Below are 14448 nucleotides of genomic sequence, written 5' to 3' on the forward strand. Positions count from 1 at the left end.
CGCGGCGGCAGCCCGGCCCCGGACGGAGCGAACCGGGCGCGGGAAGCGGGAGGGCTTACAGGTCCAGGCCGGTGAGGACCATCACCCGCTCGTAGGTGTAGTCCTCCATGGCGAACAGCACGCCCTCGCGGCCGACACCGGACTCCTTGGTGCCGCCGTAGGGCATCTGGTCGGCGCGGTAGGAGGGGACGTCGCCGATGACCACGCCGCCGACCTCCAGGGCGCGGTGGGCGCGGAAGGCCGCCTGCACATCGTGGGTGAACACCCCGGCCTGCAGGCCGTACCTGGAGTCGTTGACCGCGGCGAAGGCGGCCTCCTCGCCGTCGACCGAGGTCAGCGTGAGCACGGGGCCGAAGACCTCCTCGCAGGAGACCGAGGCGTCGGCGGGCACGTCCGCGAGGACGGTGGGGGCGTACGTGGCGCCGTCGCGCTTGCCGCCGGTCAGCAGCTTCGCACCGGCCGCGACCGCCTCGTCCACCCAGGACTCCACCCGCTTGGCGGCGTCCTCGCTGATCAGCGGGCCGACGTCGGTGGCGTCGTCGGACGGATCGCCGGTGGCCAGCGCCTCGACGGCCTCGATCACCCGGGGCACCAGCCGGTCGTAGACCGAGGCGTCGGCGATGACGCGCTGGACGGAGATGCAGGACTGGCCGCCCTGGTAGTTGGAGAAGGTCGCGATGCGCTGCGCGGCCCGGTCCAGGTCGGAGTCGGAGGAGTAGTCGGCCAGTACGACGGCCGCGCCGTTCCCGCCCAGCTCCAGGGTGACGCGCTTGCGGGGCACGGTGTCCAGGATGGACCAGCCGACGGGGCCGGATCCGGTGAAGGAGATGACCGGCAGGCGCTCGTCGGCCACCAGGGAGGGCATGCGGTCGTTGGGGACGGGGAGCACCGACCAGGAACCGGCCGGCAGGTCCGTCTCGGCCAGCAGCTCTCCGATGAGCAGTCCGGACAGCGGGGTGGCCGGGGCGGGCTTGAGGATGATCGGCGTGCCGACCGCGATGGCCGGGGCGATCTTGTGGGCACACAGGTTGAGGGGGAAGTTGAACGGCGCGATGCCCAGCACCGGTCCGCGCGGGAAGCGCCGGGTCAGGGCGAGGCGGCCGGTCCCGCCCGCGTCGGTGTCCAGCCGCTGCGCGGTGCCGCCGTTGAAGCGGCGGGCCTCCTCGGCGGCCCAGCGGAAGACCGACACGCAGCGGCCGACCTCACCGCGGGCCCACTTCATGGGCTTGCCGTTCTCGGCGGAGATCAGCTCCGCGATCTCCTCGGCGCGCTCGGCCAGCCGCCGGTGGACGTGGTCCAGGGCGGCGGCGCGCACGTGCGCGGGGGTGGCCGCGAACTCGGCGGCCACCCGGGCCGCGGCGGCCACGGCCTGCTCGACCTGTGCCTCGGTGGGGACGCTGACGGTGCCGACGGTCCGGCCGTCCCAGGGCGAGGTGACCTCGAAGGTCTCGTCGCCGGTCGCCTCGCGGCCGGCGAGCCAGAACGCGTGTGGGGAAGTCGCTGTGGTCACTGCGTATCCCGGCCCTTCCGAAGTGGTGGAGCGGTGGAGGTGGTGGTCGGGGCCCGGCTGCTGCGCGGCCGGCTCCTGGGACCACCGTAGGGGCCGGGGCCGCACGGGACTCTTGTCCGGCACGTATCACTCGGGTTGTTGCGCGCACCTCTTTGTCGGAAAGGGCCCGGTTGCCCGCCCGTCGTTTTGCCGCGACCATGACACGGCACGGAACGCACCACCCCCACCCGTCGAACTGGACACCCCAGGAGACGCGATGCGTAGACGTCCTCACCGGCGGCGGACCCTCACCGCCGCCCTCATCCTCACCCTCGCACTGGCCGTTCCGCTCGGGGCACAGGCCACCGCCGCTCCTCCCGACGACGGCCCGCGGGCCACCCCCGCCGGCGAGCGGCAGTACGAGATCGCCGGGATCACCGGCGCCGAACAGCGCACGGCCATCGCCCGTACGGGTACGGCCATCGACGCGGTGCGCGAGCACTCGGTGGTGGTCACCGCCGACGCCGCGCAGGCCGAGAAGCTGCGGAAGGCCGGCCACCGCCTCACCGCCCTGCCCGCTCCCCCGCAGCGGGGCGCCGCGAGCGACGGGGTGAACACCCTCGACTACCCGCCGAGCGACTCCGGCTACCACAACTACGCCGAGACCATGGCGGCCATCGACGGGTACGTGCGCAAGTACCCCTCCATCATGGCCAAGAAGGTCATCGGCAAGACCTACCAGGGTCGCGACATCGTCGCCGTCAAGATCAGCGACAACGCCTCCGCCGACGAGAGCGAGCCGGAGGTGCTGTTCACCCATCACCTGCACGCCCGCGAGCACCTGACCGTGGAGATGGCGCTGTACGTGATCCGCGAGTTCGGCGAGCGGTACGGCAGCGACTCCCGCATCACCCGCATGGTCGACAGCCGCGAGCTGTGGGTCATCGCCGACGTCAACCCCGACGGCGGCGAGTACGACATCGCCTCGGGCACCTACCGGAGCTGGCGCAAGAACCGCCAGCCCAACTCCGGCTCCTCCTACGTCGGGACCGACCTCAACCGCAACTGGTACTACAAGTGGGGCTGCTGCGGCGGCTCCTCCTCCAGCCCCTCCAGTGCCACCTACCGCGGCCCGTCCGCCGGGTCCGCGCCGGAGGTGCGGGTCGTCGCCGACTTCGTCCGCAGCCGGGTGGTCGGCGGGCAGCAGCAGATCAAGGCGCACATCGACTTCCACACCTACAGCGAACTGGTGCTGTGGCCCTACGGCTACACCTACAACGACACCGCCCCGGGGCTCACCCAGGACGACCGGAACGCCTTCGCCGCCGTCGGCAGGGCGATGGCCGCGTCCAACGGCTACACCCCCCAGCAGTCCAGCGACCTGTACATCACCGACGGCACGATCAACGACTGGCTGTGGGCCGAACACCGCATCTTCAGCTACACCTTCGAGATGTACCCCGGCCCGAACGGGCGAGACGGCTTCTACCCGCCCGACGAGGTGATCGAGCGGGAGACCAGCCGCAACGAGGAAGCCGTCCTGCTGCTGCTGGAGAACGCCGACTGCATGTACCGCTCGATCGGCAAGGAGCAGCAGTACTGCTCCTGACGCCCTGACGGCGCCCCGACCGCGCCCGGTCCCTCCGGGGTCCGGCTCTTGGGAGGTTTGGCCCTTCCGGATCCCGGAGAGCCGGGCCGCGGCCCTTCGGGGTCTCAGGCCTTCCGGGGCCGCCCCTGGTCCCTGCGGACCGGGGGCACGGTCGCCGTCGCCTTGAGCGCCAGCCACAGCTCCATCCGCACGTCCGGATCGTCCAGCGACCGGCCGAGGATCTCCTCGACCCGCCGCATCCGGTAGCGGAGGGTGTGCCGGTGGACGCCGAGGTCGGCGGCGGCCGCGTCCCACTGCCCGTGCCGGGAGAGCCATGCGTGCAGCGAGGCGACCAGATCGCCGCGGCCGTGCGCGTCGTGCTCGTACAGCGCGCGCAGCATCCCGTCGGCGAAGGCGCGCACCGCCTCGTCGGCCAGCAGCGGGAGGACCGAGCCGGAGGCCACGTCCTCGTGCTCGACCAGCGCCCGGCCGCGCCGGCGGGCGACGGACAGCGCCTGCCCGGCCTGCTTGAACGCCGCGGCCACGGAGGCGAGTCCGGCGGGCGCCGAGACGCCGACGACCACCCCGTGTTCCGTGCCGGCGCCCGCCTGGCCGCCCCCGGCCGCCGTCTCGGTCCGGCTCGCGAAGTCCGCGCAGGCGGCCGCGGCGGCGCCGCCGTCCGCCACCAGCCCCACCAGTCGCCGGTCGTGCCGGACCAGCAGGACGGACTCCCCCGCCCGGGCGGCGGCCGATTCGGTCTTCTCAGCGAGCGCCTCCACCCCGGCGGGCAGGGCGCCCTCCGGCCCGCCCGCCTCCTCGCAGGCGCCGCCCGCGGCCCCGCCCGCAGCGGGCTCCCGGCCGTCCGCCGCCTTGCCCCGCGACGACGCGCCCTCGGCCACGATCACCCGCAGCGGCTCGTCCAGCAGCGTGCCGTAGAGCGAACCGGCGACCGCCCGGGCGTGGTCGGCCTCCCCCGCCAGCAGCATCCGCAGCACCGCCGCGCCCAGTCGCTGCTCGGCCTCCAGCAGGGCCCGGGACCGCTCGGTGGTCAACGTCAGCAGGGCCACGGCGGAGTTGACGGCGTAGCGCTCGGCGGTGCCCGGCGGGGCACCGGTGCCGACCGCGAGCACGGCCCTGACCCGGCGCCCGGAGCCGATCGACTGCAGCTCCACCCGGTCGCCCGCCCGGCCGCCGGTCCCGCTCACCACGGCGCTCGCGGTGGCGGAGCGGTCGCGCAGCCGCCGCACCTCGTCGGTCAGCTCGGCGGCCCGGCGGGAGGCCCAGGACGGGGCGGCGGCGACCAGCGCGCCGGAGACGTCGTAGAGCGCGGCCCAGCCGTCCACATGGGCCGCGAGCTTCGCCAGCAGACCGGATGTGCCGCGCGCGGAGAGTACCGCGCGGGTCATCTCCCGCTGGGCCTCGAACCCGGCCTTGACCGCGCGGTACTGCTCGGCGGCGCCCGCCGCCGAGACCGCCTTGACGATGGCCAGGAACGGAGTGCGCCGGGGCACCTCCAGCAGCGGGAAGCCCGCCTCGCGGGCGGCGTCCAGCAGTGCCGGGGGCACCGTGTCGTAGGCGACCCCGGCCGCGAAGCCCAGCCCGACCACACCGGCGGCGTCCAGCCGGGCGACGTAGCGGCGCATCGCCTCCGCGTCCTCGACGTCGAGCTTCATCGCCGTGACCAGCAGCAGCTCCCCGCCGTCCAGATACGGCACCGGGTCGGCCAGCTCACTGACGTGCGCCCAGCGCACCGGGGCGTCCAGCCGCCCCTCGCCCGCGAGGACGGCGAGCTTGAGGGAGGAGTTCTGGACCAGCGAGGCGAGGGTGATCGGCATGGCTGACCTGGGGCCCTTTCCGGCGTTCGACCGCTTGCCGGCGGCCCGCCGGGGCGGGAGAGGGGGGCAGCGGTTTTTGTCCGTGCGGTAGCAAGGATAAGGCCGCACCACTACCGACCGTACAGCCGTACGCGCCGTCGTACGCCCTCCCCGGGCCGTCCGCTCCGGACTTTTGGACCTCGCGCCCCGGCTACTCCCCGAGCCGGGCGAGGACCGGTGGGCTCGCCTCGCCCCGGACGGTGGTCAGCGACACCACCGCATGGCCCGGCGGCACCTTGTGCGCGAGGTCGGAGGCGGACCAGCGCTCGCGCTGGACCGTGCGCACGGTGACCGAGCGGGTGGTCGCCCGCACCCCGGTGAACAGGGCCCGGATCCCGCGCAGGGCGCGCCGGAGCGTGCCGCCGGAGAAATCGGGGTTGTGGGTGACGTCCTCGGTCTTCACCCACTCCCGGCCCCACGCCTGCGCGAACACCTCGCCGTCCCAGGTGCTCACCCCCGACAGCACCACCCGGCAGCCGACCGCCCCGACCGCCGCCGCACGCAGCGGCTCGGGCACCTCGTCCAGGCTGCGCAGCGCCAGCACCACCCCCGCGTTGGCCGTCCGCAGCCGCTGGACGGCGCGTACGGAAGCGGGCGTGAGGGTGTGCGCGGCGTCGTCGAGCACCAGGCAGGCGAACAGGGACCGCTCGCCGCGGTCCCGGACACAGGCGGTGAACTGGGCGAGCAGCAGCCGGGACAGCAGCCGGGACGCCTCGGCGTGACCGCGTTCGGGCAGGTCGATCCGTACCCGCAGCGGGTGCGCCAGATCGCGCATGGCGAAGGGGCGGGTGGTACCGCCAGTGGCGAAGAACCCGGCGAACGCGGGCCGGTCCAGCAGCGCGATCCGGTCCGCGAGCAGCGGTCCCGGATCGCCGGGCCGCCCGGACTGGCGCTCGCGGGCGTCCAGTTCGCGCAGGGCGGCGCCGTCCCCGGCGGCCTCGCACGCCTGGCGCAGCGCGGCGAGCGCGACGGGCACCCCGTCGAGCAGCTCGCGCAGCTCCGGCACGGACGGGAAACGGCCGTGGGCGGCCCGGTGGGGGCCGATGAGCCGGGCCAGGGCGGTGGCGGCGCGGCGGGTGTCGGCCTCACCTCCGAAACCGCCCGCGCCTCCGGGGCCCGCCGGGCCGCCGGGCGCGTCCCCGACCAGCGCCTCGGCCAGGACGGCGGCGGCCTCGTCCGGATCGTCGGTGCCGCCGTAGAGGTCGAGGTCGTGGGCGGACCCGGGGTCGCCGAGCCGGATGACCACGTCGTAGGCCTCGTCGGGGCCGAGCCCGGCGCCCGCCGTGCCCACGGCGACCACGGCGGCCCGTCCGGCGAGGGCCTGGAGGGCCAGGGACTCCACCACCGGCCGCATCACCCGGCTGGTCTTGCCCGCCGCCGACGGCCCCACCACCAGCATCGAGGTGCTCAGCAGCGCGGGCTCCAGCGCGAGACGGACACCCCGGTAGGCGTACGGGTTGCGCTCCTCGTCCGGCGCGGCGCCCAGCCGCACCTGCCCGGTCAGCAGGTCGTGCCGGGCAGCCCGGACGGGCAGGTCGCGGTCGCCGGAGGGGTGGGCGAAGGCGGCGGCTCCCCGGTCGAGCACGGCCTCGGTGAAGGCGGGCAGCTGCTCGTACCGCGCGCGTACCGCCTGCCAGGCACGGTCGATCCGGACGTAGTCGACGTCATTCATCCCGCCGCCGTGGACCTCGGCCGTCAGCCGGTCGGCCGCGGCATGCTCGCCCACGGCCCGCAGCTGGGGCCACAGCGCCGGATCGGCGGGCCCGCCGGGGGGCGCGGCCACCGGGGCGTCGGGCCGCCCCGCTCCTGTCCCGGGCCCCTCCGGCCCGCCCGGCCCGCGCAGCCGCGGGCGCACGTAGCGGCGCCAGATTTCCCTGCCCTGGGCCATCCAGATGACGGCCGAGAAGAAGACGACGGTGAACAGGTACTCGTAGATCTTCGCCGCCCGGACGAACGCCTCGTGGTCCCCACCCGGTTCACGCCAGGAATCGGGTGTGAACCACTCCAGCGGCTTCACCCAGAAATCGATGTAGCCGTTCCAGCACAACGACCACAGCAGCAGCCCGCAGAGCATCACCAGCGCCGCACCGCCCAGCAGCTGCCGGTCGTCCAGCCGGTCGGGGTCCTCCGGCGGCCTGGGCCGGTGCCCGTACCGCCAGATGCCGGGGCCCGCCTCGGGGCGCGGTGTGCGCAGCCACTCGCCCAGGGACGGCCCCGCCGCGGGTGCCTGCCGCGGCATCGGGGGCGCGGGCGGGGTCAGCGGCATCGCCGGCAGATCTCCCCGCCCGCCGCCCGCCCCGCGCGGGTCCCCTGGATCCCCTGCCTCCCATGCCCCGTGCGCCCCGCCGTTCACCATGCCCCGCCCAGCTCCTCGTCCGGCACGCCCTCGCCCGTCCACCGCCCCAATCTAGTCCCCGGCGAACGCAGTTGGCCGTCGTACACAACCGGCCATGTCCACCGCGGCCAACACGACACGGACACTTCTCCGCGGCGGTGCATGTCGACGGCCCCTCCCCCGCCCTAGCCTGCGAGAAACCACACCCATGAACACCCCTTCGCACCGATGAGCCCGAGGAGTCTGCCATGACCGAACTGTCCAAAGGTCCCGCTCTCCCCCAGGAGCGCCGCGTCGTCACCGCGATCCCCGGACCGAAGTCGCAGGAGCTGGCGGCCCGCAAGCAGGCGGCCGTGGCGGCGGGCGTGGGGGCGGTCATGCCCGTGTTCGCCGCCCGCGCCGGAGGTGGTGTCCTGGAGGACGTCGACGGCAACTCCTTCATCGACCTGGGCTCCGGCATCGCCGTGACCTCGGTCGGCAACAGCGCCGAGGCCGTGGTGCGCCGCGCCGCCGCCCAGCTGGAGCTGTTCACGCACACCTGCGTGATGGTGACCCCCTACGAGGGCTATGTGGAGGTCTGCGAGGAGCTGGCGAAGCTCACCCCCGGTGACCACGCCAAGCGGTCGGCGCTGTTCAACTCCGGCGCCGAGGCGGTCGAGAACGCCGTGAAGATCGCCCGCTCGTACACCGGACGCCAGGCCGTCGTCGTCTTCGACCACGGCTACCACGGCCGCACCAACCTCACCATGGCGCTGACCGCGAAGAACATGCCCTACAAGCAGGGCTTCGGCCCGTTCGCGCCCGAGGTCTACCGGGTGCCGGTCGCCTACCCCTTCCGCTGGCCCACCGGCCCGGACAACTGCGCCGAGGAGGCCGCGGCCCAGGCGATCGACCAGATCTCCAAGCAGGTCGGGGCGCAGAACGTGGCCGCGATCGTCATCGAGCCGCTGCTGGGCGAGGGCGGGTTCATCGAGCCCGCCAAGGGCTTCCTGCCGCGCATCGCCGAGTTCGCCCGCGACAACGGCATCGTCTTCGTCGCGGACGAGATCCAGTCGGGTTTCTGCCGCACCGGCCAGTGGTTCGCCTGCGAGGACGAGGGGATCGTCCCGGACCTGATCACCACCGCCAAGGGCATCGCCGGCGGCCTGCCGCTGGCCGCCGTCACCGGCCGTGCCGAGATCATGGACGCCGTGCACTCCGGCGGCCTCGGCGGCACCTACGGCGGCAACCCGGTGGCCTGCGCCGCGGCCCTGGGCGCGATCGAGACGATGCGCGAGCTGGACCTGAACGCGAAGGCCCGCCGCATCGAGGAGATCATGAAGCCCCGGCTGGAGAAGATGGCCCAGCAGCACGGCGTGATCGGCGAGGTCCGCGGCCGGGGCGCGATGATCGCCGTCGAGCTGGTGAAGCCCGGTACGAAGGAGCCCGACCCCGAGGCCACCGCCGCCGTGGCCAGGCACTGCCACCAGGCGGGTGTGCTGGTGCTGACCACCGGCACCTACGGCAACGTGGTCCGCTTCCTGCCTCCGCTGGTCATCGGGGAGGATCTGCTGAACGAGGGCCTGGACGTCGTCGAGGAGGCCCTGGCCGGCCTGGGATGACACCCGGGGCGATCGTCCCGGAACGAGGAGCCGCGTGAAGAACGTGTGCGAGGGCCATGGCCTTGCGGTGACACGCCTGTCCGCCGCCCGCCGCCTGCCGTACGGTCTTCCTCGGAAGAACGCGGTGTCCCGCCCGTGGGCCTCCGCGGACGGTACCGAGCCGGTGATTCCCCTCATCCGGCCCGGCTGTGCCCTCGCGCACACTCCTCACCGATCGGACGGCCGCCCGCCCCACACCCCCCGGGGCGAGCGGTGACCGGTCGCCACGGCGGCCCCGGAACCCTCCCCCCTGTTCCGGGGCCGCCGTTCCGCGTTCCCCGGCCGCTTCCGCCGTCGGCCGTACTCCTGACGGTGCTCTCGGCGGTGGTGCTCCCCCTGCTGCTCTTCGCCGCGGTCACCTGGCAGGTGACCGCCGGCGGGCCGCTGGCCGAGGAGGACGAGCGCCTGGCGCGCCGGATGCGCGAGGACGCCCCGCCGACCGCTCTCGCCGAGTTCCTCGCCGACCTGGGCAACATCGAGGTCGCGCTGCCCGTCCTGGCCGCCGCGCTGGCGTACGTGTGGGCGCACGGGCGCCGGCGCCGCCCGCCGCCGGCGGTCCTGGCGGCCGCCGCGGCGATGGCCGCCGTACCGGCTCTGGTGGCTCCGCTGAAGGCGCTGGCCGGCCGGCCCGGCCCGCTCGGCGGCACCGGCTACTTCCCCTCCGGTCACGCGGCGACGGCCGTGGTCGCCTACGGCGCCGCCGCGCTGCTGCTGGCCCGCGTCCGCGCGCGACCGCGGTGGGCCCGGCCGGTCCGGTGGGCGCTGCCGGCGGCGGCCGCGCTGCTGTGCGCCGCCGTGGGCGCGGGGCTGGTGTGGCGCGGGTACCACTGGCCGCTGGACGTGCTGGGCAGCTGGTGTCTGGGCGTGCCGCTGCTGGCGGCCGTCCTCGCCGCCTCCGGCGGGCCCGGGCGGCCCGGACCTCCCGGACAGAACCGCCCGGGCCCGCCGGGTGGCCGTTAGACCGCCCCGGCGGGCAGGCCGTACCCGCCGGAGGCGGGCGCCCGGTCCACCACCTGGGTGTGGTTGGTGTCCTCGTGCCACTCCTCCTCCGCCGGTTCGAACCGGTCGATGTTGAGGAAGAACCAGGTCCCCAGCGCGATGATCGCGGCCGAGGCCGCGAAGGAGACCGCCCCGAGGACGAGTCCGGCCGTCGCCTGGCCGCTGCCGTACGCCTGGCCCCGCTTGACCCTGCGGCGCGCCGCGATGCCCAGGCCGATGGCGACGGGACCGGTGACGACGGCCAGGACCGCGCCGTAGAAGGTCGTCACCAGCACCATGCTGACGATGCCGAGGACCATCGCCGCGGTGCAGATGCCGCTGGTCCGCGGTGGCGGCGGGGGCGGCGCCCAGCCGGGCACCTGGCCCGCCGGCCCGTACCCGTGGCCGGGCTGGGGCGCGGCCCCCGGCCACGGACCGCCGTACGCGTGCCCCTGCCCGGGCCACTGCCCGTACCCCTGTCCGGGCGGCTGCGGCTGTGTCCGCTGCGGCTGTCCGGCCGGCGGCGCGAACGCCGTCACGGTCGGCTGGTCGGCCGGCGGCGCGCCGGCCTGCTGTCCGCCGACCTTGCCCAGCGGTACGCCCTCCCCCGGGCCCGGGTTCTCCGGCATGTCCCCTCCTCTTCGAGTGTCGGGCCATCGTAGGCGTGTGTGCGCCGCGCCCGGCTCCCGCCTACCATGGCCGCGCTCTCGTCCATCTGGAGGAATCTTGTCCAGCCCCGGCAGCGGCGGTCTGTCCGCGTTCATCGCAGGCCTCCCCAAGGCCGAACTCCACGTCCACCACGTCGGATCGGCCTCCCCCCGCATCGTGGCCGAGCTGGCCGCCCGGCACCCGAACTCCGCCGTCCCGGCCGATGAGGACGCGCTCGCGGAGTTCTTCACCTTCAGTGACTTCGCCCACTTCATCGAGGTCTACCTGTCGGTGGTGGACCTGGTCCGCGACGCCGAGGACGTCCGGCTGCTGACCTACGAGGTCGCCCGGGACATGTCCCGCCGGAACATCCGCTACGCGGAGCTGACCGTCACCCCCTACAGCTCGACGCGGCGCGGTATACCCGAGCGTGCCTTCATGGAGGCCATCGAGGACGCCCGCCGGGCCGCGGCCGCCGAGCTGGGCGTCACCCTGCGGTGGTGCTTCGACATCCCCGGCGAGGCGGGTCTGGAGGCGGCCGAGGAGACCGCCCGGCTGGCCTGCGAGCTGCGCCCCGAGGGCCTGGTCTCCTTCGGGCTGGGCGGTCCGGAGGTGGGGGTGCCGCGCCCGCAGTTCAAGCCGTACTTCGACCGCGCGATCGCCGAGGGGCTGCACAGCGTCCCGCACGCGGGCGAGACCACCGGGCCGCAGACCGTCTGGGACGCCCTGAACTCGTTGCGGGCCGAGCGCATCGGGCACGGCACCAGTTCCGTGCGCGATGCGGAACTGCTGGCGTACCTGGCCGAGCACCGCATCCCGCTGGAGGTCTGCCCGACCTCCAACATCGCCACCCGCGCCGTGGCGTCGCTGGACGAGCATCCGATCGCGGAGATGGTCAAGGCGGGCGTGCTGGTCACCGTCAACAGCGACGACCCTCCGATGTTCGGCACCGACCTGTGCACCGAGTACGAGATCGCCGCCCGGCTGCTGGGGCTGGACGCGGCCGGGGTGGCCGAGCTGGCGAAGAACGCCGTGACGGCCTCGTTCGCGCCCGCCCAGGTCAAGTCGTCCCTGTCCGCCGAGATCGACGCGTACCTGGCCTCCTGGCGGGGCTGACCGGCGCCCGGACCGGACGGGCCCGGCGGTGACTGCGTCCGGCCGCCGGGCCGGTGCCTCAGCCGATCGGCTCGCGCACCTCGTCGCGGATGGCACCGACCCTCTCGGCGAAGGCGTCGAGGTCCACGTCCCCGGGGTCCGTTCCGGCGGTGTCGACACTGTTGTCCATGACGCTGCCCACCGTGCCGCGGCCGCCCCAGGCACAGACCGGAACGGTGGTCCGCGTACCGCTCTCGACCTTGACCAGCACCTCGCACACCAGCGGTTCGTCCGAACCGGCCGGGGTGATCTCCCGGCGCGGCACGGCGAGTTCGCTGGAAGGGTTGTCCTCCATCCCGTCGAGCAGACCGTTCCTCGACCGCTCGGGACTGCCGATTTCCCCGTGGTAGCCCATGAACACCAGCCGATCGCGGCCGGAGGCGGCGTGGTAGCGCCCGGCCACCACCGTCAGGCCCGGGTCGGAGACAGCGGGCCGGAAGGTGTCGCCGAGGTCCTCGGCCAGGGGCAGCCGGCCGTCCTCGACCGCGTCGGGCAGTGTGAGGGTGTACTCGGGCGGCGGAGCGGCGGCCCGGAGGGACGGCGCGTTCCAGCCCTGGACCTCGGCGAACGCCCGGAACAGCATGAAGGCCCCGATCAGCGCGGCGGCGACGATACCGATCACCTTGCCCGCGCCGCCCCGCCGCGGCGGCGGCCCCGCCGGAGGCGGCCCGTACGGCCCGGGGTGCCCGTACGGGCCCGGCTGCCCGCCGTGGGGCCCGGGCCGCCATCCGTACGGCGCGGGCGGTGGTGGTGCGGGCGGAACCGGCGGTCCGGCGTACGGCTGCGGGCCGGCGGGCTGCTGCGGCTGGTGGTGGTACGGCGGCGGGGGCGTGGTCACGTTCTCGGGCGCTCTCCGGTCTGCATGGCTGCGTGGTCTGCGCGCCGTCCGTCGCGGTGCCGGACCGCGGCCGTGCGCACGGAGACCGGACCGCACGGCCGCGCCGTGCCCGCTCCCCCGTTCGGTCGCCCCACGTTACCAGCCGGCTACACACGCCCTTCGTGCGGACACCACGCCACCGGGCCCCCACACCCGAGGGGTGTGGGGGCCCGGTGGCGTGGCGTGAGGGCCGGGCGGGCGCCTCAGAGCGCCGTCATCACGTGCTTGACGCGGGTGTAGTCCTCCAGGCCGTACGCGGAGAGGTCCTTGCCGTAGCCGGACTTCTTGAAGCCGCCATGCGGCATCTCGGCGACCAGCGGGATGTGGGTGTTGATCCACACGCAGCCGAAGTCCAGCGCCCTGGACATCCGCATCGCGCGGGCGTGGTCCTTGGTCCACACCGAGGACGCCAGGGCGTACTCGACGTCGTTGGCGTGGCGCACGGCCTCGGCCTCGTCGGTGAACTTCTGGACGGTGATGACCGGGCCGAAGACCTCGTTCTGGACGATCTCGTCGTCCTGCCGCAGGCCGGAGACCACCGTCGGGGCGAAGAAGTAGCCCTTGTCGCCGATGCGGTGGCCGCCGGTCTCGACCTTGGCGTGGTCGGGCAGGCGCTCGATGAAACCGGTGACCTTCTCCAGGTGGGTGGGGTTGTTCAGGGGGCCGTAGAAGCAGTCCTCGTCGCCGAGGTCACCGGTCCTCACCTCGGCGGCGGCCTTGGTGAGGGCCGCGACGAACTCGTCGTGGACCGACTCGTGGACCAGTACGCGGGTGGCCGCGGTGCAGTCCTGCCCGGCGTTGAAGAAACCGCCGTCGCGGATGCCCTCGACGGCGGCCGGGATGTCGGCGTCCTCGAAGACCACGCAGGGGGCCTTGCCGCCCAGCTCCAGGTGGACCCGCTTGACGTCCTTGGCCGCGCTGCCGGCCACCTCCATGCCCGCGCGGACCGAGCCGGTGATGGAGGCCATCGCCGGGACGCGGTGCTCGACCATCAGCCGGCCGGTGTCGCGGTCGCCGCAGACGACGTTGAAGATCCCGGCGGGCAGGTCCAGCTCCTTCAGCACCCCGCCGATGATCTCGGCGAGCAGGACGGTGGAGGCCGGGGTGGTGTCCGACGGCTTGAGGACGACGGTGTTGCCCGCGGCCAGCGCCGGGGCGAACTTCCACACGGCCATCATCATCGGGTAGTTCCACGGCGCGACCTGGGCGCAGACGCCGACCGGCTCGCGCCGCACGAAGGAGGTCATGCCCTCCATGTACTCGCCGGCGGACTTGCCCTCCAGCATGCGGGCCGCGCCGGCGAAGAAGCGGATCTGGTCGAGCATCATCGGCAGTTCCTCCTGCCGGGTCAGCTCCAGCGGCTTGCCGGTGTTCTCGCACTCGGCCGCCAGCAGTTCGTCGGCGCGCCGCTCGATCGCGTCGGCGATCTTGAGTACGGCGGTCTGGCGGGTGCCGGGGGTGGCGTCGCGCCAGGCCGGGAAGGCGGCCTCGGCCGCTGCCATGGCGGCGTCGACGTCTGCGGCGGCGGACAGCGGCGCCGTCGCGTACACCTCACCGGTCGCCGGGTTGACGACCTCGGTGGTGCGCCCGTCGGCGGCGTCCCGGAACTCCCCGTCGATGTAGTTGCGCAGCCGACGCAGTTCGGTGCCCATCTTCGCGCACTCCTGCTCTGTTGTCCGATGAGTAGACACCCACCCTAACCATCGAAGAACGTGTTGGACACACCCACCTGTCCGGGATTTCTTCCGCTTCGGACACCCGAATGGCGGAAATACTGGGGGGCGACTTCTCGAAGGACCATTCGGAGGAAACTGGACGGCTCCCGCGCCCGCCGCCGTCCCGGCCGCGGCCGCGGTCCGTACCG

At 74.1% G+C, this 14448-nt stretch carries 10 protein-coding genes; 4 read left to right on the forward strand and 6 right to left on the reverse strand.

The genetic code is table 11. From position 1 onward, the window contains the following. Positions 1–55 precede the first annotated feature (55 nt). Complete coding sequence (locus tag ACW69E_RS17650; protein ID WP_457499205.1) at positions 56–1510, reverse strand: aldehyde dehydrogenase family protein; 1455 nt, start codon at positions 1508–1510, stop codon at positions 56–58. 256 nt (positions 1511–1766) lie between these two features. Here ACW69E_RS17650 and ACW69E_RS17655 point away from each other — a divergent pair, with 256 nt between their 5' ends. Next, positions 1767–3098: a M14 family metallopeptidase gene (locus ACW69E_RS17655; RefSeq protein WP_457499206.1), complete on the forward strand. Its 1332-nt coding sequence runs from the start codon at positions 1767–1769 to the stop codon at positions 3096–3098. Positions 3099–3202: 104 nt separating this feature from the next. Here ACW69E_RS17655 and ACW69E_RS17660 read toward each other — a convergent pair whose 3' ends face one another. Together ACW69E_RS17660 and ACW69E_RS17665 are read right to left on the reverse strand one after the other, a co-directional pair. After that, positions 3203–4912: a PucR family transcriptional regulator gene (locus ACW69E_RS17660; RefSeq protein ID WP_457499207.1), complete on the reverse strand. Its 1710-nt coding sequence runs from the start codon at positions 4910–4912 to the stop codon at positions 3203–3205. A 190-nt stretch (positions 4913–5102) separates the two neighbouring features. Then, a complete protein-coding gene (locus ACW69E_RS17665; RefSeq protein WP_457499208.1) occupies positions 5103–7217 on the reverse strand; it encodes an ATP-binding protein in 2115 nt (704 codons plus the stop codon). Between the two features lie 317 nt (positions 7218–7534). Here ACW69E_RS17665 and gabT point away from each other — a divergent pair, with 317 nt between their 5' ends. Further along, positions 7535–8887, forward strand: coding sequence for a 4-aminobutyrate--2-oxoglutarate transaminase (gabT, locus tag ACW69E_RS17670; protein WP_457499209.1), 1353 nt, complete (start codon positions 7535–7537; stop codon positions 8885–8887). Positions 8888–9250: 363 nt separating this feature from the next. Beyond that, entirely contained in the window at positions 9251–9886 is a 636-nt protein-coding gene (locus ACW69E_RS17675; RefSeq protein WP_457499210.1) for a phosphatase PAP2 family protein, read from the forward strand. Here the strand turns inward: ACW69E_RS17675 and ACW69E_RS17680 are convergent. Beyond that, entirely contained in the window at positions 9883–10533 is a 651-nt protein-coding gene (locus ACW69E_RS17680; protein WP_457499211.1) for a DUF4190 domain-containing protein, read from the reverse strand. The genes ACW69E_RS17675 and ACW69E_RS17680 overlap by 4 nt on opposite strands. Between ACW69E_RS17680 and ACW69E_RS17685 the strand changes: the two genes are divergently transcribed. Further along, positions 10532–11668 carry an adenosine deaminase gene (locus ACW69E_RS17685; RefSeq protein WP_457499212.1) on the forward strand — a complete coding sequence of 379 codons (1137 nt, stop codon included), beginning with the start codon at positions 10532–10534 and terminating at the stop codon, positions 11666–11668. The two genes, ACW69E_RS17680 and ACW69E_RS17685, sit on opposite strands and share 2 nt — an antisense overlap. 58 nt (positions 11669–11726) lie before the next feature. On the opposite strand, the gene ACW69E_RS17690 is transcribed toward ACW69E_RS17685, so the two are convergent. Both ACW69E_RS17690 and ACW69E_RS17695 read right to left on the reverse strand, forming a co-directional pair. Further along, on the reverse strand, positions 11727–12329 hold the full coding sequence (locus tag ACW69E_RS17690) for a hypothetical protein (protein WP_457499213.1): 603 nt from the start codon (positions 12327–12329) through the stop codon (positions 11727–11729). A gap of 458 nt (positions 12330–12787) precedes the next feature. Continuing rightward, positions 12788–14236: a gamma-aminobutyraldehyde dehydrogenase gene (locus ACW69E_RS17695; protein ID WP_457499214.1), complete on the reverse strand. Its 1449-nt coding sequence runs from the start codon at positions 14234–14236 to the stop codon at positions 12788–12790. Between the last annotated feature and the right edge of the window lie 212 nt (positions 14237–14448).

This window comes from Streptomyces sp. SS8, from assembly GCF_054072955.1.